At 53.6% G+C, this 16,692-nt stretch carries 18 protein-coding genes and 2 pseudogenes; 15 read left to right on the forward strand and 5 right to left on the reverse strand.

Translation table 11 applies throughout. The features are described 5' to 3' along the window. Positions 1-268 precede the first annotated feature (268 nt). Positions 269-1,180, forward strand: a complete 912-nt coding sequence (locus HWQ14_RS04565; RefSeq protein WP_176609077.1) for a retron St85 family RNA-directed DNA polymerase — start codon at positions 269-271, stop codon at positions 1,178-1,180. Positions 1,181-1,223: 43 nt separating this feature from the next. On the opposite strand, the gene HWQ14_RS04570 is transcribed toward HWQ14_RS04565, so the two are convergent. Then, positions 1,224-1,415, reverse strand: coding sequence for a toxin-antitoxin system HicB family antitoxin (locus HWQ14_RS04570; RefSeq protein WP_045631216.1), 192 nt, complete (start codon positions 1,413-1,415; stop codon positions 1,224-1,226). A 125-nt stretch (positions 1,416-1,540) separates the two neighbouring features. Here HWQ14_RS04570 and HWQ14_RS04575 point away from each other — a divergent pair, with 125 nt between their 5' ends. The 4 genes and pseudogenes from HWQ14_RS04575 to HWQ14_RS04585 all read left to right on the forward strand — a co-directional run bounded on the left by HWQ14_RS04575 (position 1,541) and on the right by HWQ14_RS04585 (position 3,151). Then, positions 1,541-1,882, forward strand: coding sequence for a SymE family type I addiction module toxin (locus tag HWQ14_RS04575; RefSeq protein ID WP_176609078.1), 342 nt, complete (start codon positions 1,541-1,543; stop codon positions 1,880-1,882). Between the two features lie 59 nt (positions 1,883-1,941). Continuing rightward, positions 1,942-2,350: pseudogene (locus HWQ14_RS23480) on the forward strand (hydroxyacid dehydrogenase); the annotation flags it as partial. Positions 2,351-2,504: 154 nt separating this feature from the next. Next, on the forward strand, positions 2,505-2,855 hold the full coding sequence (locus HWQ14_RS04580) for a type II toxin-antitoxin system RelE/ParE family toxin (protein WP_176611153.1): 351 nt from the start codon (positions 2,505-2,507) through the stop codon (positions 2,853-2,855). After that, a complete protein-coding gene (locus HWQ14_RS04585) occupies positions 2,852-3,151 on the forward strand; it encodes a helix-turn-helix domain-containing protein (protein WP_045335986.1) in 300 nt (99 codons plus the stop codon). The genes HWQ14_RS04580 and HWQ14_RS04585 overlap by 4 nt, the downstream gene beginning before the upstream one ends. Before the next feature lie 64 nt (positions 3,152-3,215). Here the strand turns inward: HWQ14_RS04585 and HWQ14_RS04590 are convergent, their stop codons facing one another. The 3 genes from HWQ14_RS04590 to HWQ14_RS04600 all read right to left on the reverse strand — a co-directional run bounded on the left by HWQ14_RS04590 (position 3,216) and on the right by HWQ14_RS04600 (position 5,623). Further along, positions 3,216-3,986, reverse strand: coding sequence for a GlxA family transcriptional regulator (locus HWQ14_RS04590; protein ID WP_242174346.1), 771 nt, complete (start codon positions 3,984-3,986; stop codon positions 3,216-3,218). A gap of 352 nt (positions 3,987-4,338) precedes the next feature. After that, the gene (locus tag HWQ14_RS04595) at positions 4,339-4,818 is read right to left on the reverse strand and encodes a hypothetical protein (RefSeq protein ID WP_176609079.1); all 480 of its coding nucleotides are present in this window, start codon (positions 4,816-4,818) and stop codon (positions 4,339-4,341) included. A 1-nt stretch (position 4,819) separates the two neighbouring features. Further along, the gene (locus HWQ14_RS04600) at positions 4,820-5,623 is read right to left on the reverse strand and encodes a winged helix-turn-helix domain-containing protein (RefSeq protein ID WP_176609080.1); all 804 of its coding nucleotides are present in this window, start codon (positions 5,621-5,623) and stop codon (positions 4,820-4,822) included. 835 nt (positions 5,624-6,458) lie between these two features. Between HWQ14_RS04600 and HWQ14_RS04605 the strand changes: the two genes are divergently transcribed. The 6 genes and pseudogenes from HWQ14_RS04605 (at position 6,459) to HWQ14_RS04630 (ending at position 12,499) form a co-directional block, all read left to right on the forward strand. Further along, positions 6,459-7,061, forward strand: a complete 603-nt coding sequence (locus HWQ14_RS04605) for a helix-turn-helix domain-containing protein (protein WP_176609081.1) — start codon at positions 6,459-6,461, stop codon at positions 7,059-7,061. Positions 7,062-7,114: 53 nt separating this feature from the next. After that, positions 7,115-7,699: a fimbrial protein gene (locus HWQ14_RS04610; RefSeq protein ID WP_176609082.1), complete on the forward strand. Its 585-nt coding sequence runs from the start codon at positions 7,115-7,117 to the stop codon at positions 7,697-7,699. A 53-nt stretch (positions 7,700-7,752) separates the two neighbouring features. Then, positions 7,753-8,430: a fimbrial biogenesis chaperone gene (locus HWQ14_RS04615; RefSeq protein WP_176609083.1), complete on the forward strand. Its 678-nt coding sequence runs from the start codon at positions 7,753-7,755 to the stop codon at positions 8,428-8,430. 23 nt (positions 8,431-8,453) lie between these two features. After that, positions 8,454-10,979 carry a fimbria/pilus outer membrane usher protein gene (locus tag HWQ14_RS04620; RefSeq protein ID WP_176609084.1) on the forward strand — a complete coding sequence of 842 codons (2,526 nt, stop codon included), beginning with the start codon at positions 8,454-8,456 and terminating at the stop codon, positions 10,977-10,979. After that, on the forward strand, positions 10,970-11,488 hold the full coding sequence (locus HWQ14_RS04625; protein WP_176609085.1) for a fimbrial protein: 519 nt from the start codon (positions 10,970-10,972) through the stop codon (positions 11,486-11,488). Before HWQ14_RS04620 ends, HWQ14_RS04625 begins: the two co-directional genes overlap by 10 nt. Next, a pseudogene (locus tag HWQ14_RS04630) lies at positions 11,488-12,499 on the forward strand (fimbrial protein). Before HWQ14_RS04625 ends, HWQ14_RS04630 begins: the two are co-directional and overlap by 1 nt. Before the next feature lie 2 nt (positions 12,500-12,501). Here HWQ14_RS04630 and HWQ14_RS04635 read toward each other — a convergent pair. Beyond that, positions 12,502-13,026, reverse strand: coding sequence for a lipocalin family protein (locus HWQ14_RS04635; protein WP_148420422.1), 525 nt, complete (start codon positions 13,024-13,026; stop codon positions 12,502-12,504). 117 nt (positions 13,027-13,143) lie between these two features. On the opposite strand from HWQ14_RS04635, the gene HWQ14_RS04640 reads away from it, so the two are divergent. The 4 genes from HWQ14_RS04640 to HWQ14_RS04655 all read left to right on the forward strand — a co-directional run bounded on the left by HWQ14_RS04640 (position 13,144) and on the right by HWQ14_RS04655 (position 16,676). Next, positions 13,144-13,869, forward strand: coding sequence for a MerR family transcriptional regulator (locus tag HWQ14_RS04640; RefSeq protein ID WP_176609086.1), 726 nt, complete (start codon positions 13,144-13,146; stop codon positions 13,867-13,869). Between the two features lie 101 nt (positions 13,870-13,970). Continuing rightward, positions 13,971-14,381 (forward strand): hydroxyisourate hydrolase, encoded by a 411-nt coding sequence (gene uraH / locus HWQ14_RS04645; protein ID WP_148420420.1) that lies wholly within the window; start codon positions 13,971-13,973, stop codon positions 14,379-14,381. Positions 14,382-14,483: 102 nt separating this feature from the next. Beyond that, entirely contained in the window at positions 14,484-15,443 is a 960-nt protein-coding gene (locus HWQ14_RS04650; RefSeq protein ID WP_176609087.1) for a YbgA family protein, read from the forward strand. A gap of 144 nt (positions 15,444-15,587) precedes the next feature. Then, positions 15,588-16,676, forward strand: coding sequence for an AAA family ATPase (locus HWQ14_RS04655; protein WP_176609088.1), 1,089 nt, complete (start codon positions 15,588-15,590; stop codon positions 16,674-16,676). Positions 16,677-16,692 lie beyond the last annotated feature (16 nt).

A 16,692-nucleotide genomic window follows, 5' to 3' on the forward strand; every position in this document is an offset into this window, starting at 1 on the left:
AGCGGGAACTAATCATATGCGCAAGGCCTTAAATGCGGTGTGACGTTCCAGAGGATAGAGAAGCATTACCTCTAGTCCTACAATTTAGCTGTAACATGGTAATGCGATCGATTCGCCAAACCCACCCCCAGTGGTTTTGGCGCCTCGTGCGCATTACGAGCCAATCAGGGCTTAAAAACCCTGTGCGCCAGGGTTTTTAAGCCCTGCCTGGCTCTCCTTAGCCGTTAGGAGTTAGCACCATTTACGCTTTATTAATTTGGAGCTTATTTTGGCCAAACACTCTCAAAGCTTATATACTCAAAGGTTACTTTCCTTACCAATCTTACAAAGCATTGAAGATCTTTCCGTTAAGACACGACTGCCACATGCATTGCTTTCGCAATATTTAACCGATAACTCTCGATACTATTGTCATATCAAGGTACCAAAAAAAACTGGTGGTTATAGGCCAATTGATAGCCCAAATCGACAGTTAAAAGCTTTACAACGATGGATATTGCGTAATATTCTCGAAAAACTGCAATCATCACCATATGCCACTGGTTTTATATCAGGCATATCATTAAAACAAAACGTTCAGCCGCATACCGGAAATCAATATATTCTAAAGTTGGATATAAAGGATTTTTTCCCTAGCATTAAAGCCAGCTATGTTTACTCTATTTTTAGAGCCGCTGGTTACTCCAAGAAAATAGCTTTCCATTTAACATCTATATGTACTTTAAACGGCTATCTACCACAAGGTGCTCCCTCTTCTCCTTGCTTATCAAATCTTGTTTCTTTGAGGATGGATCAGCGAATTGGGAAATATTGTGATAGACATGCGCTTACCTATACCAGATATGCAGATGATATATCAATATCAGGTAATAAACTTAGTGTTATAAAAAAAGCTTGGACCGTTGTTAAGTTAATCATTAGTGAGGAGGGTTACTCAGTAAACAAAAATAAAGAAATGCTTTCTGGGCCGCGCTCCCGAAGAGAAATAACTGGAATTATAGCAACCCCTAAATTGGGTATCGGTCAGAACAGTTATAACTCTTATAGAAATAAAATATTCCATCTTTCTAAGAAAGGTGATCCTAATAGCAAAGCAATTATTCTTGGCATTTTAGCATTTATTAAAAGCGTTGATTTAGAAAGGCATGACAAGCTATTACAATACTATAAAAAGTTGTAATTAGGACTATTGCGCTTGATACTTTTCAAAATTTTATCTTATTTTATCCTTTTGGAGTTACTCCCTTTTGCCTCAGAGCCTCCCTCGCCAGTTCCTTCAACCAGCTGGCGAGACTCACCCCTTCCTCAGCCGCCACAGCATCCAACTGCTCCTTCAATGCCGGATCAATTCGCATCTTAAACTGCGGAGACTGCCCGCCGCCTTTTGGTTTTTTTTCGCGCGATATGATTGACATGAGGCCACCTATCCATCTACTCTGTGTCACATAGGAGGCCACCTAAACCTCCTCTACTAGCAACGCCCCGATGTGCGGGAACACAGCCGGAGCGTCTAACCTCACCAACTATCAAGGAGTTGATTATGGCTGATTCGCATTCTACCTCAGACACAGACCAATCCGGAACCGAGCGTTCGCTAATTGTGGGATACCGCCCGAATGTTTTCGACAAATCCACGCCGAAAATCATCCTTTCCGGCAAATGGCTACGCGCTGCAGGTTTTGATACCGGACAGCAGGTCACGATAAAAGTCATGAAAGGATGCATCGTTCTGGTGGCGTATAACGAGCAGGAGCAGAGGTTGCAGGACGATTATAAACGTACGAAGGCAAAGCTCGTTGAGATAGAGGATGCGCTTGCAGCGATCCAAATTCCACATGCTGGAAAGCGCCTCGCAAAATCAAATACAAACCACCTGGCTTAGCGGCTGTTTCTGGCGCGCAAACCGTCTTGTGCAATAGGCGTTTAAGATATGGAGGCGACATGGCTGATAAGACATAATCCAATCTCCGACAGGTGATTTGTTATGTTTACCTGTGATGACGGAACGGTTCGCATTACATGTCGCTTTAAACATGAAACACTCTGGCTGTCGCAAGCAGCCAGAGCGGTTCTTTTCAGGTCACACCGCAAGCCATAACTCAGCATATCAAAGCAATTTATGAAGAGGGTGAACTTGAATAAAAAAGCAACTTGTAAGGCTTACTTACAGGTTCAGCAAGAAGGTCAATCGCAACACATTTCACTATTGCCTTCCCGGCTTCCTCGCTATCGGTTAGGCCAGGCGCTTCAGGAGTACCTGGTAAATGGCTTAGTTATGGATAACAAGTGCCTAAAGAATCTCCCACTCAGATCATCCGCCCTAAATGTTTATTTCGAAGAAATGCTGGAAAGCGCCTCGCAGTTTCTCTGTTGCACCATCCGTTTGATATCCCATCTTTGTCATACTCCTGCCACTTATGGCCTGGCTGCAACGCGCAGCTATTGCATTTATTAACTACAGCTTATATTCTTTTTATAAGCTACAGCTTATCATGGATGAAAACATGTGGACCGTAGTGTTTAGTAAGGTATTCGAGCAATGGTTGCTTGAACAGGAAGATGGGTTGCAGGAAAAGGTACTGGCAGACCTGTTAAATCTACAGAATTATGGACCTCGTCTTCCTCGTCCCTATGCAGATACCGTTAAGGGCTCACAATATAAGAATATGAAAGAGTTACGTATTCAATATGCCGGTCGCCCGGTTCGTGCGTTCTTCGCGTTTGATCCTGTACGTCAGGCCATTGTGCTTTGCGCGGGCGATAAGCGTAACGACAAAGCCTTTTATGGAAAACTGATTCGCATTGCGGATGCTGAATTCACTCTTCATCTGACAAGCCTGGAGGCATCCAAGTGAAAACCTTAAATGAAGTTATTGCGTCACGCTCACCGGAAAGCCAACAGCGCATTCAGGAGATGGCAGAGGAAATGTTCCTCGAAACCGGTCTGCAACTTCTGCGTGAAGAGCTCCAGCTTTCGCAAAAACATGTCGCCGATCTTATGGGCGTAAGTCAGCCTGCGGTAACACAGCTGGAGCAACGTGGAAACGATCTGAAGATTGCTACGCTTAAGCGTTACATCGAAGCGATGGGCGGAAAACTTTCCATTAACGTGGAACTTCCCACTGGCAAGCGAGTAGCGTTTCATCTCTAGCGCGATGGTATCCGCAGTCATTGGTGCAACCACATATGCCACATTTTACATCCATGTAAGAAATTCAGCTCTGCGACGTGCGCCATACGCCAGGCGTACAGCCGTACTCTGTCTGGAAATGGCGAATAAAGTGCGCACAGTCGCTGAACCCCATCCGTTCTGCAATCTCGGTAACGCTTTGCTGTGAGTTCTTAAGCAGCCAGCAGGCATACCGTAGCCTGGCGCTGCGGATAAACTCACGGGTCGTTTTACCAAACTCGGCGTTGAAGAGCCGGTTGAGCTGGCGCTCGCTTAAGGCCACTTCGCTGGCCAGCCCGGCGGTGGTCAGGGGCCGGGTCAGAAACTGTTCAATTAGCATAACGGCGCGACGCAGCCGCGAGTCCGGTATCAGGGCAATGTTTGCCGGGCGGGGCGTGGCCATTTCATGTGGTACGAGCGACAAACGCTGACAGGTGGTGCTGGCGAGCTCTTTTCCGGCATGCGCGCGGATGAGCTCCGTGGCAAGCGTAAGGGTCGAAATGCCGCCCGGGCAGGTCAGCACATCGCCATCATCAATGAAATCAAATCCCTGCTCGGCATATACCTGTGGGAAAGACTGCCGGAATGTATCCAGATGAAAAGGATGTATCGAGGCTCTTCGTTCGTTGAGTAACCCTTCCTGCGCCAGCACAAAACTGCCGGTGCCAATGCCAATGAGCGGCACTCCGGCATGGTGGGCATGCGCCAGATACGCTTTATCCCCCCGATAGCCTAAGTCCAGATACTGTAGTTCACCGCCAATCACCGCAATATAGTTAAATCGTTCGGGTGGTGCATGGGGGGAGTCAGGCCTCATGATTATCCCCGCATTGCTGGGGATGGGGATGTCGGGGAATTCGCTTATCAGACTGATTCTGAATGCTATTTTATCCTGCGCTTTCTCGGCATAACGCAGCGCCTCCAGCAATCCCGAAACTGCCAGGAGTGAATAGCGAGGCCACAGTATCAACCCAATATGAAGCGGTTTTCCCGGCGCTGATTTTCCGCTGCCGGCTGGATCAAATATGTTTTTCATTTACTTGCCAAATTTAAAATTAATTACATTATCGCAACACAATATGTCGCATTTTATATTCTTAAGATAATTCTATAATTTTAAATTAAGCATAAATGAGTGTGGGAGAATTTATAGTCTTTTTTTACGGCTATCATTCTTTTTTTGAACCCCGACACACATATGTCGGCAATGTTCCTAAGGTAAAGATATAGTTACCGTTATGTTGTTCATTGATGCGCATATAAATACTTTTCCCCGGATAGACGAAAAATTGCGGTAAATATTCTTCCAGCCAGCTATCTTCGACATTATCATCCGGGAAGATCATATTCTTATCTGACGTCAGCAAATACAGGTGATCCTTTCGCTCCACCTGAAATGAAATTTTCCGATCGATAATTTTATTCGGATCGTTCTGCGACCGGGCGTTCATGCTCAGGGTGCCGAATTTGCCGTCGAAGGTATAGTTCAGCCAGACCCCTAACGTCTCATCCGGATGGTGCTGAAACAGGTTCGCCTGGCATGTAAAAGGGTGGACGTAGGATCGGTGCCACAGGTAATAGCCCGTCATTACCCCCAACGTAACGAGGCAGGTCGCGAGGATGTACAGCATCTGCTTAATACGAGTCATGCTAGCTGTCCTTAAGAAAATAATCAGATATACAGCGGTTGGGTTCCTTCATAGGCCGATCGCAGCGAATTACGGAAGCGCGGGGAAGCAGCGCGTACCAGCTGATATAAACCCACGGGTACTGCGCGCAGTCAGCCTTAAAGGGTTCCACGTAAGCCAGCGCAGAGGCGCGCTCGTTCTGAGTCTGAATATCGTTCGCCAGATAGACGCGACAGGCTCCGATGGAGGCCGCAAAATGGTAATCCTCAACAAAGCGGTTTTCCGTTGCGCTCATATAGCCCGTCACGCCTGCACCGGCCAGTATGATAAGCAGCATTCCCAGAACCACAGCCGGCCAGCGGGTAGGCTTCACAGAGACGGGGGCTGCTGGCTCCGCTGCCTCCAGAGAAGGCGCTGACGGTTCCTCGGGCTCGAGTACCTCAGGACACTTTTCATCTGCTGCCGGAGCCGCGCCGGGCAAAGGTTCTCTGATGACGATCTGCGTATCGCTTGCCAGCGTCAACCCAATACGGGGGATCGTGACGATAGGATCGGTTTCAAAACCAATCTTTTTTAACCCTTTGCGCAGAATTGAAATGTTCTGGTAATAGGTATTGGGAGAGACGAGCATGCCACGGCTTTGCCAGACAATATCAAGGAATTCCTGTTGAGTAACAATCGACCCCGCTCTGTCGATTAATAACAGCAGGCACCGGCCTGCTGGCGAATTTAACACAACCACACGGTCAGGATTGTTGATATCACGTAACGTGCTGGCCGCAGGATGAAATTCGACGATATTATTAATTATGTAATGCTTATGCATAGGGGCTGTATGAATTCTCCGGTTAACGCATAGTGAACCTGAATCACCGTATGACTGAGAAGACAACCTCGTCGTGTTTAATGTGAACGATAAACGGCAGGCTGTATATCTCAGCAATTGGCGAAAAATCTTAATTCATATTACCCTCCTGCAGCTTCACTGAACCTGCATAAGAACGCAGCCCTTGCACGATGCGGCTTACGGGGTTGAGACATAAGCCATGCCCCTGTTTTCTGAACTTTTATGAAGCGACATTTCGCCTCCCGAATTATCCTGAATCAGTAAATTACTCGTTAATCATGATCCCTCCTCCTGAACCGTTCCAGACACCCTTGACATTGACAAAAACATACACAAAAAAAGATTGTACGCCGCGGACAAGCATGTCCAAAATATTCAGAAACGTGAAACCTCATCTTTTCTTAACCTCTTAACTATCAACCATTTTGCGCTTATCCGCCTATATTTTGTGCATCAATGCATCAGTTTTTACCGATGATAACGCTCGTAAATTGTTATGCCCCGTCAGTAACTTCACACCCGCACTGACACCAGCAGACAAAACCCTTACAAAACATTTATCAAAGCTAAATTTTCATGAAAAACAGCGGTTATCATAATTTACAGAAAGCAAAGCGGAATTAGGCCAATCAGAGGAAACGTCGTAACCGGCCTCGATCGTAGCAATTAATACAAATTTAGATTAATTCAGATTACCTCTTTATTGGCCGTCGTATAGTAGGCCTACACTATGCAATGCGTCATTGCTTCGAGAATACTGGCGATAACACGGCAAATAATTCGCCTGATTACTATTATAAATCGAGGGAATAATATGACGGATACAACCCAGACAACACAGCATATTACTATTGCCTTGATGGGCGGCGATCGTTATGCAAGAAACGGTATTAAAACGCTATTAAGAAGCATTAATAACGATCTTCAAATCAATATCATCGAAGGGGGTTATGAGCAGCTTGATAACGTGCTGTCGCTGACGCGCCTCGATATCTTATTTATATCCGGCGCAGAGAAATACCATACGGGATATGGTTCGCTGAAATATTTAAAAAAAATTAAGGCCATGCATCCCGACGTGATTATCTGCCTGTATTCAACGTCTGCCCATTCGCTGTTATGGGTCCGGGAAAATATTGATGCCTATATCTCGCTACAAAACACGGTTTATCAGTGGCGAAGCAAGTTAGCAAAGATGGTGGATAAACATTATCGACCGCAAAAGCAGCCAGCGGCGTTATCGCTGACGCCAGGAGAAAGGAGGGTATTAAAGGAACTCAGGAACGGACTGGATATACGTTACATCGCAGAACTGGAGAAACTTTCATATCGCCGGGTGAGCGCCTTAAAAAGCTCAGCGATACGAAAACTCGGGCTCAGGAATAAGACAGATTTGCTGGTCTTTTTAACCAGTTAGACCTGCCGCTTTCAGAGCAAATCTCGTAATAAAAAAAATGAAGGAATAGTGAAATGAAAGCACGTATGACACGCACCTCTCTGCTGGCATTAACCATCGCCGCCCTGCTGCCAGCAGGCTCTGCACTTGCCGCCACCACCAGCGGCGGCACGGTTAACTTTAGCGGGAAAGTGGTGACCTCTGCCTGTGCCATCAGCGCCGGTAGCGCCAATATTGACGTCGACATGGGTGAAGTGCGTACCGCAACGCTTGCTGCGGCAGGCAGCGAAGCCAGTACCGCGAAGGCCTTCTCCATCACGCTGGAAGACTGTGAAATCGCCGATACCTCAGCCTCCACGCCAGAAAACCCGATTGCCGCAACGACCGTGGCCGTCACCTTTACCGGTACGCCGGACACCACGGATACCAATAGCCTGGCGGCAGGGATAAACGGCGGTGCCGGCTCGGCGCAGCATGTCGCTATTCGACTTTATGACGAACAGGGCAACGTGGTGAGGCTGGGTGAGCCCGCGGCCGCGATCCCGCTGCGTAAAGGAGAAAACACCCTGAACTTCAGCGCGAAGTATTACTCCCCGCAGGGCGGAGCCACGGCGGGTGATGCCAGCGCTGTCGCCACCTACACCGTTACCTATTCGTGACCTTCAGGCCCGGCCTGCTGGCCGGGCCTGACTCAGCTTTCAGGAGACGCACTATGCGCGTAAACACATGGATTTGCCTGGCTGGAACGTTATGTTCAACCGCCGCGTATGCCGGCGGCGTGGGATTAGGCGCAACGCGACTGGTCTACTCCGGCGCGGCAACGCAGACAATGCTGCAGGTGAGAAATACCCATCCTGACGCCACGTTCCTGATCCAGTCGTGGATGGAGGACGAAAAAGGCAGCCGTACCCGGGATTTTGTCATCACGCCTCCGCTGTACGTCATGAAGCCCGCCAGCGAAAGCGCGGTGAAAATTATGTTCAACGGCAACGCCCTGCCTGCCGATCGCGAAACGCTTTACTGGATGACGGTTAAAGCTATCCCACAGCAGGTAAAAAACGGCTCCGGCAACTCGCTGCAATTTGCGTCGGCCAACCGCATCAAGGTTTTTTATCGCCCGGAAGGGCTGGCTGAAGGCGTTGGTGATGGCTGGAAAAAGCTGGCCGGTGCGTATCGTGCGGGGAAGGTCACGCTTACCAACCCGACGCCGTACTACCTCACCACCATTAACGTGAAAATCGACGGCAGGCCGGTGAAGCCCGTCATGGTGCCGCCGAAGGCCAGCGTGACGCTGGCGGAAACCTTCAGCCACGCGAGCAGCATGAGCTATCAGACCATTAACGATTATGGGGCATGGACGCCTGCGACCCGCACCACGTTATCCCAATAATAAAAACAGTAAGGCGTGACCACATGAAAACAAAAATCCTGTGCGCCACGGTAATCGCCCTGGTGATTCGGCAAGCCGCGGCTGCTGAAAGCGAGCTGCAGTTTAACCCCGCGTTTCTCAACGGCGAAAGCGCAAACGGCGCCGATCTCGCCTGGGTGAACGCCGGCAGCGCGCTGCCTCCGGGCGATTACAACCTCAACGTGTATATCAACACCCGGTACGCCTTCACAGGGAATGTCACGTTCCGCGCTGCTGAAAACAGATCGGGCGAAGCGCTGCCGTGCCTTACGCCAGAGCAGTTCGCCGCGCTTGGGATTGAAAGCCGTCAGGAAAAAGGGGATGCGCCTTCGCCTGCCCGGGGCTGCATTTTTGTCACCCGGTCAGTTGCCGATGCCCGGTTCGATTTTGACCAGAAGACCCTCACCCTCAGCTTCACCGTGCCGCAAAGCGCGATGCGCAACGTGCCACGCGGGTACGTCAGCCCCGAGAGCTGGGAATCAGGAATCCCTGCCGCATGGCTGAACTACGTGGTCAACGGCGCGAATAATGAATACCGGGGCGAGACGCGCACGCGGGAACAGCAGCTGTTCGTCAGCCTCAACAGCGGCGCCAACCTTGGCGCATGGCGGCTGCGTGATTTCACCACGTGGACCAAAGAGGGTAACGAACTGACCCACGTGCAGACCTGGCTACAGCGGGATATCCGCGCCCTGCGCGCTCAGGCCTATGCGGGGGAAACGTACACCTCGTCGCAGGTGTTCGACGCCGTTGGCCTGCGTGGGGTAGCCCTGAAGACCGATGACAATATGCTGCCCGCCAGCCTGAGCGGGTACGCCCCTGAAGTGCGCGGCATCGCGCGCAGCAACGCCACGGTGACGGTTCGCCAGAACGGTAACATCATCTATCAAACCTCCGTTCCGCCGGGGGCCTTTGTGCTGAAAGATCTCTATCCGACCTCTTCCGGCGGCGATCTCGCGGTCACCATTCAGGAGAGCGACGGCAGCCAGACGCGGTATACCCTGCCCTTTGCCAGCGTGCCAAATCTGGTGCGTAACGGTCAGGTGAAATATGCCCTGGGAGCGGGGAAATACCGTCCGGTGGGCAATCAGATCTCGCCCTCCTTCGGCCAGGGCGAGCTGTTTTTGGGCTGGCGATATGGCCTCACGTTTTATGGCGGGGCGCAGTTTTCCGATCGCTATCGCGGCCTGGCCTTCGGGATCGGGCAGAACCTCGGCCGCTTTGGCGCGTACTCTCTCGATCTGACCCATGCCAGGAGCCAGCTTGCCGATAATCAGCGCTACACCGGCGATTCGGTGCGCCTGCGGTACAGCAAGCTGCTGAACAATACCGGTACGCGGATCAACTTCTTTTCGCTGCGGTACTCAACGGAAGGGTTTTATACCCTCAGCGATACCGCGTGGAAGAGCATGGCGGGGGGAGCGCCGAAGCAGACCGTGGAAGCGGATGGCACCGTCACCACCCACTACGATTCGGTGTACAACCTGCATATGGCGCGTAAAGCCAAAAACCAGCTGCTGGTGTCGCAGCCGATGGGCGAGTACGGCTCGCTGTCGCTGTCATGGGATCAACAAACCTACTGGAACACGTCGAAAACCACGCAAAGTTTGCAGTTCGCGTGGAACGCTACGTTTCGTAACCTGTCGCTTGGCATCAGCGCTCAGCGAAGCTCGAGCCTGTACGACAGCAGGAAAGATAACCTCCTGGCGCTGTCCCTTTCGGTACCGCTGGGCAACCCGGCGCTGTCGACGCGTCTTCGCTTTACCGCCACCCATGCGGACCCGGCCGGCACTACCGCCAGTACAGGCGTGAGCGGATATCTGCCGGGGCAGGAGAACCTCTTTTATAGCGTCAACCAGCGCTACAGCGCGCAGCAGCACTACGGCGGCGATGCCGCGCTGCAGTATGAAGGCGCATGGGGAGACTATAACCTGGGCTACAGCTACGCCGGCGACTCCCGCAACCTCAGCTACGGAATGAGCGGCGGCGCGGTACTGCATGAAGATGGTCTGACGCTAAGCCAGCCGCTCGGGAACACCAATATTCTGGTGAAAGCGCCGGGAGCCGGCAACGTCACCGTGCTCAACCACAGGGGCATTAAAACCGACAGCCGGGGCTATGCGGTGATCCCCTACGCCACGCCGTATCGCGTCAATCAGGTTGCGCTGGATGTCACAACCGTTGGCAGCGACGTGGAGCTGGAGAACGCCATCGTCAACAAAACGCCGACCGACGGGGCACTGGTTCGCGCCACCCTCACCACGCGTCAGGGGGCTAAAGCGATGCTGATCGTGCGTCATGCGAAGGACGTGCTCCCGTTCGGCGCGCTGGTCTCATCAGAGGATAACTACGCCAGCGGTATCGTCGGCGATGGCGGCAGCCTGTATCTGACCGGCCTGTCAGCAAAAGGAACCTTAAACGCCGCGTGGGGACGCGGCAGCGGCCAGCGCTGCACCATTCACTACGCGCTGAACGCGCAGAATTATAACGCCCGCACCGGGCTTTATTCACAGGAGGTGGTATGTCAGTAACCGTCCGGTTTATTTATCTGGCCCTGCTGCTGCCGATCGCCGTTCCGGTGCGCGGCTATGACGTGCTGGTCTCCGTTACCGGCAGCGTCATCGGTAATACCTGCATCGTCGCGGAAGCGTCGAAGGAGCAAAACGTGCCGCTGGGCACTCCCGGCATCAAACAGTTCAGCGAGACGGGCGCGGTCAGCAACGTCAAAACGCCCTTCGCGCTCAGGCTTGAGGAGTGCGGGCCGACCTTTGCCGGAGTAAAAATTCGCTTCAGCGGCAGCCCGGATAGCGAGAACCCGCAGCTGTTGAAGATTGCCGACGGCGGCGCGACCGGCGTGGCGGTGCAGATCCTCGACCGCGACGGCGTACCGATCCCGCTGGACGCGCAAACCCGCACCTACGGCGCGGCGGGCGATGAGAACGTGAACATGACGTTTTATGCACGGCTGGTCGCGACCGGCGCCCCCGTAACGGTCGGCGACGTTTCCGCCGTGGCTACCTGGACTACGGAGTATCAATAATGCGTATTTTTCTGACGATCGGCTGGCTGCTGGCGTCGACCAGCGCGCTCGCAATGGAGTGGAAATCAGATATCGTGCTGTCACCCCAGCCGATGACCTACAGCGGCCCGGCAGACTCCATCACGCCGGGTAAAATCATCGGCTCAACGTGGAGCGCCACGGCGAATGTCCAGGAGGTCTTCTGGTGTGGACTGGTGTTTACCTGCAATAAAGGCACGCTGGAGCCGGGAAGTAGCGCCATATCAAGCGGCATGACGGTTACCCTGGACGGGGTAAATTACACCATTTTTGAAACCGGCGTGCCCGGCGTGGGGTACATCATCGGGCTGAAGGACTTCAACGGTACCACCTGGGTACCGCTGCAAACCGGCGTCACCCAGAGCTATCCCGCAGACGGCACCAACGGCTATGCCACCTCTTTGGGCTGGTCGGCAAAAGTGACCTTTATCAAGACCGGTACCGCCCTGAAATCCGGCGTTTATCAGACCGGCACCCTCAACGCGGCGATCCTGACGGCTTACAACAACGAAGTGAAAACCGCGCAGGTGATCATCAACCCTACCACCATCACGGTGACGGCAAGCGGCTGCACGGTGGGGGCAAAAAGCGCCAACGTTGAGCTGGGCGCCATTGACGTCCATACCCTGCCCGTGGTTGGCAGCACCTCGCCGTCGGGGGAGTTTACCGTCAGCCTGAGTTGCGATGAGAACGTGGCGGTTAACGCCGTCATGACCGATCAGACCACGCCGTCAAACACCTCATCGGTCGTGTCGTTGACCGGGGACTCCACGGCCTCCGGCATCGGGGTGCAGTTTTACTATAACGGCACCGGGCCGCTGACGATGGGGCCGGACAGCTCGGCCGCGGGCACGGGGGGGGCAGTTTTATATCCAGACCACCGGTGCGGCACAAACGCTGTCGCTGCCGTTCCAGGCGCAGTATATCCGAACCGGAGAACTGGTCCCCGGCTCGGCTAACGCGCTGGCGAGCATCACCTTTTCGTATCAGTAGGCTTAGTGCTTAACCCACACCAGCTGATCGACCCGGAAGCCCAGACTGCGTGCGGTATTCAGGTAGTCCTGTTTTACCGCATCCGGGATGGTCGGGGTGCGCGATAAAATCCACAGGTAGTCGCGGTTCGGGCCGCTGACTAGCGCATACTGGTACTTATCGTCCAGCCTGATCACGTTATAGCCGCCGTAGAACGGGCCGAAGAACGATACCTTCAGCGCGGCCGTGGTCGGCTCGCCGGTAAAGTAGGCTTTACCTTCGCTCTCGTTCCACTTGTTCTTCACCGGATCGTAGCCGCGGTTAAGCACGCTGATGCCGCCGTCGCTGCGCTTGCCGTAAGTCGCAGTGACCTGTTCCAGACCACGCTCGAAGCGGTTTTCCAGTCGGGCGACTTCATACCATTTGCCGAGATAGCGGCTGGCATCGAAGCCTGAGATGGGCTGCACGCCTTTCGGCGGCGTGGGAGATTTACAGGCAACCAGCGTCAGCGCAATGGCGACACCGGTAACAACAGGCCATAGCCTCATGAGAGCTCCTTTCTTTTACGCGGTTGGAAGTTAAGTGTAGTGCACCGGTGAGGTGCTTCATCTCATCATCAAATATTCGTAGTATATTGAGATTATTCCTTCTCTTCGGATGCAGACATGGCTTACTCCATCGGCGAATTCGCCAGACTCAGCGGCATCACCGCCACCACGCTGCGGGCGTGGCAGCGCCGCTATGGTTTACTCAAGCCAGAGCGCACGGACGGCGGCCATCGCCAGTACAGCGATGAGGACGTTCAGCAGGCGTTAAAAATCCTCGACTGGGTGAAAAAAGGCGTCCCCATCGGCCAGGTAAAATCGCTGCTGGAGCGCCCCGTCCCGCGTCGCGCCAACAACTGGCAAACCCTGCAACAGACCATGATGCAAAAATTGCAGGAGGGAAAAATCGAATCCCTGCGTCAGATGATTTACGACGCCGGACGCGAATACCCTCGGCCGGAGCTGGTGGCTAACGTGCTGCGTCCGTTGCGCAGCCAGATATCAGCCAACGTCGCCGCCGCCATGACCCTGCGCGAGATCCTCGACGGGATTATCATCGCCTACACCTCGTTTTGCCTTGAGGGCGACAAAAAAGCGCCGGGCGATAACGTTCTCATCAGCGGCTGGTACCTCAACGACCCGTGTGAAATCTGGCTCGAAGCGTTAACGCGCACCGGCCAGGGCCACCGCATCGACATCCTGCCGGTTCCCCCTGCCGCGCTGGCGCCGGAAATTTTCCCGGATCGCAAATGGCTGCTGGTCACCAGCGGCAAACTCACCGCCGCGCGGAAAAAACAGGCCTCGCAGTGGCAACAGCAGGTTTCCCTTGAGGTAATTATCCTCTGATTATTTTCTGCTGTGGCAAACTTCACGAAAAGTTGAATATTTTTCCGCGCAGCGAGTGCTAACGTTTTCCTGTCACCCATTACACACAACAGGAAAACGCGATGAAAAAAACACTCCCACTGCTGATGCTCTCCACCCTGGCCTTCGCCCCTGCCGCCTTCAGCGCCCCGGCAGGCACGCTCAGCGTGCACGTCCTTGACCAGCAAACCGGTATGCCGCCATCGGACGTTACCGTCACGCTTGAGAAGCAGCAGCAGGACAAGTGGACCCCGATTGCCAGCGGTAAAACCGACCACGACGGGCGTATCAAATCACTCTATCCGCAGGATCGGGATATGGAGCCTGGCGTGTATAAAGTGACCTTCAAAACCGCCGATTACTTCCACGGTAAAAAGCTGGAAACGTTCTTCCCGGAAGTTCCGGTTCTGTTCACCGTGACGCGTACTAACGAAAAGCTGCACATCCCGCTTCTGCTCAGCCAGTACGGTTACTCGACCTACAAGGGAAGCTAATTGCCTTTGATTTTAAAGACTATTAAAAAATAATTCCGCCAATACTTGGACAAATACTCATTGTTGTGTAACTTTTAGATATGAGATCGGGAGGTGCACACCATGACAACAAAACCTGTGCTGGGTATTAGCGGATGTTTGACCGGCTCCGCCGTTCGCTTTGACGGCGGGCATAAGCGTATGGGCTTTGTAATGGACGAGCTGGCCCAGTGGGTCACTTTCCGGCCCGTTTGCCCCGAGATGGCCATCGGTCTGCCTACGCCTCGTCCGGCGCTGCGCCTGATCATGACCACTAGCGGCGAGACAGAAATGCGTTTTAGCAAAGCGCCGCACGATGACGTTACGCAGAAAATGGCCGACTTCACGCGCGATTATCTGCCAAAAATCGGCGATTTGTCCGGTTTTATCGTCTGTGCAAAATCACCGAGCTGCGGCATGGAGCGCGTGCGGCTGTATGATGAAAACGGCAACCGGGGCCGCAAGGAGGGCGTCGGGCTGTTCACCGCCGCTCTCCTTGAATCCTGGCCGTGGCTGCCCGTAGAGGAGGATGGTCGACTGCACGATCCGGTGCTGCGGGAAAACTTTGTTGAGCGCGTCTTCGCCCTCCACGAGCTGAACGTGCTGCGTAAAAATGGCCTGACGCGCCGCGCGCTGCTGGACTTCCACAGCCGCTATAAGCTTCAGCTTCTGGCGCATCATCAGGCAGGCTACCGTGAAATTGGCCCGTTTGTGGCATCGCTGCACGAGTGGGACGATCTGGACGCGTTTTTCGTGGCGTATCGCGAAAAGCTGATGACGATCCTGAAAAAGCCCGCGTCGCGGAAAAATCACACTAACGTGCTGATGCACATTCAGGGCTATTTCCGTAACCAGCTGAACAGCCGCCAGCGCGGTGAGCTGCGTGACGTGATCCTGCACTACCGCGACGGACTGCTGCCGATCCTCGCGCCGCTGACGCTGCTGAAACATTATCTGGCCGAATACCCTGACCGGTATCTGATGACGCAAAACTACTTTGATCCCTATCCTGATGATTTGGGTCTGCGTCTGGCCGTAACCTGATAATAAAGAAGCGAAGGCCCCGTTGACCCACAGAGGCCCAAAGCCGTACCCCGTTTAGACGACACCTCATTGTCGTCTTTTTTTGCACTCCGCGCAAAACACTGTAACTATATACAGGTTAAGACAGCACCGCGGAGTAAACCAATGATCAACACCCTGCATATTCAAAACTACCGCTCGATTCGCGACATGTCGCTGGAGCTGGAACAGCTCAACATTGTTTTCGGCCCCAACGGCACCGGGAAATCCAATATTTATAAGGCCATTTACCTGATGCACAGCGCGGCGCAGGGGCAATTTTCCCAGGCACTGGCGAACGAGGGGGGCATTTTGAAGGTGTTCTGGGCGGGTCAAACCCGTAGCGATCGGCTGCGGCGCATGAACCTGGCGGTGGAAACCGAAACCTATGAGTACGAACTCCAGGTCGGGTTTGTGGAAAAGCTGCCCTACCCCTCACAGTTTCAGCTCGATCCGGTGATCAAAGAGGAGTCTATCTGGCTGAGCGGCCAGCACCGTCGCCCGTCGTCACAGCTGATGAAGCGCAGAAATCAGGCGGTCTTTCTCAATAACGTTCATCATGAAAAAGTGACCCACAGCGGCACGCTGTATGAGAACGAATCGGTATTCGGGCAGCTCGGTGAACCGCACCTCTACCCGGAAGTGTCGCAGATGCGAGAGTCCCTGCGTAACTGGCGCTTTTATCATGAGTTTTCCGTCTCATCCGGCTCGGCGATCCGCGCGCCGCAGGTGGGCTTCCGCTCCCCGGTGCTGGCCAGCGACGGCGCGAACCTTGCCGCCGCGTTTCAGACCATTGTCGAAATCGGCGACGAACTGCTCCTGATGCGCATCCTCGACCAGGCCTTCCCCGGCTGTGTGTTTTACAGCGACAACACCGGCGGACGCTTTCGCATGATGATGCAGCGCGAGGGCTTAAGCCGCCCGCTGGAACCGGCAGAGTTCTCCGACGGCACCCTGCGCTTCCTGTGCCTGGCGGTGGCGTTACTCAGCCCGCGGCCACCGGCCTTTATCGCCCTCAACGAGCCGGAAAACAGCCTGCACCCGCAGATGCTGCCCGCGCTGGCAAGCCTCATTGCCGAGGCCAGCCGCTACTCGCAGATCTGGCTCACCAGCCACTCGCCGCAGCTGGCACAGTTAATTGAAAAGCACCGGTCGTTTTCGCTGTATCAGCTGTCGATGGTGGAGGGCGAAACGCGGATGGAGCGGTTGGGGTAGTTGCCAGGAGACGTTA

It is taken from the genome of Enterobacter cloacae (assembly GCF_013375935.1).
Classification (GTDB): domain Bacteria; phylum Pseudomonadota; class Gammaproteobacteria; order Enterobacterales; family Enterobacteriaceae; genus Enterobacter; species Enterobacter pasteurii.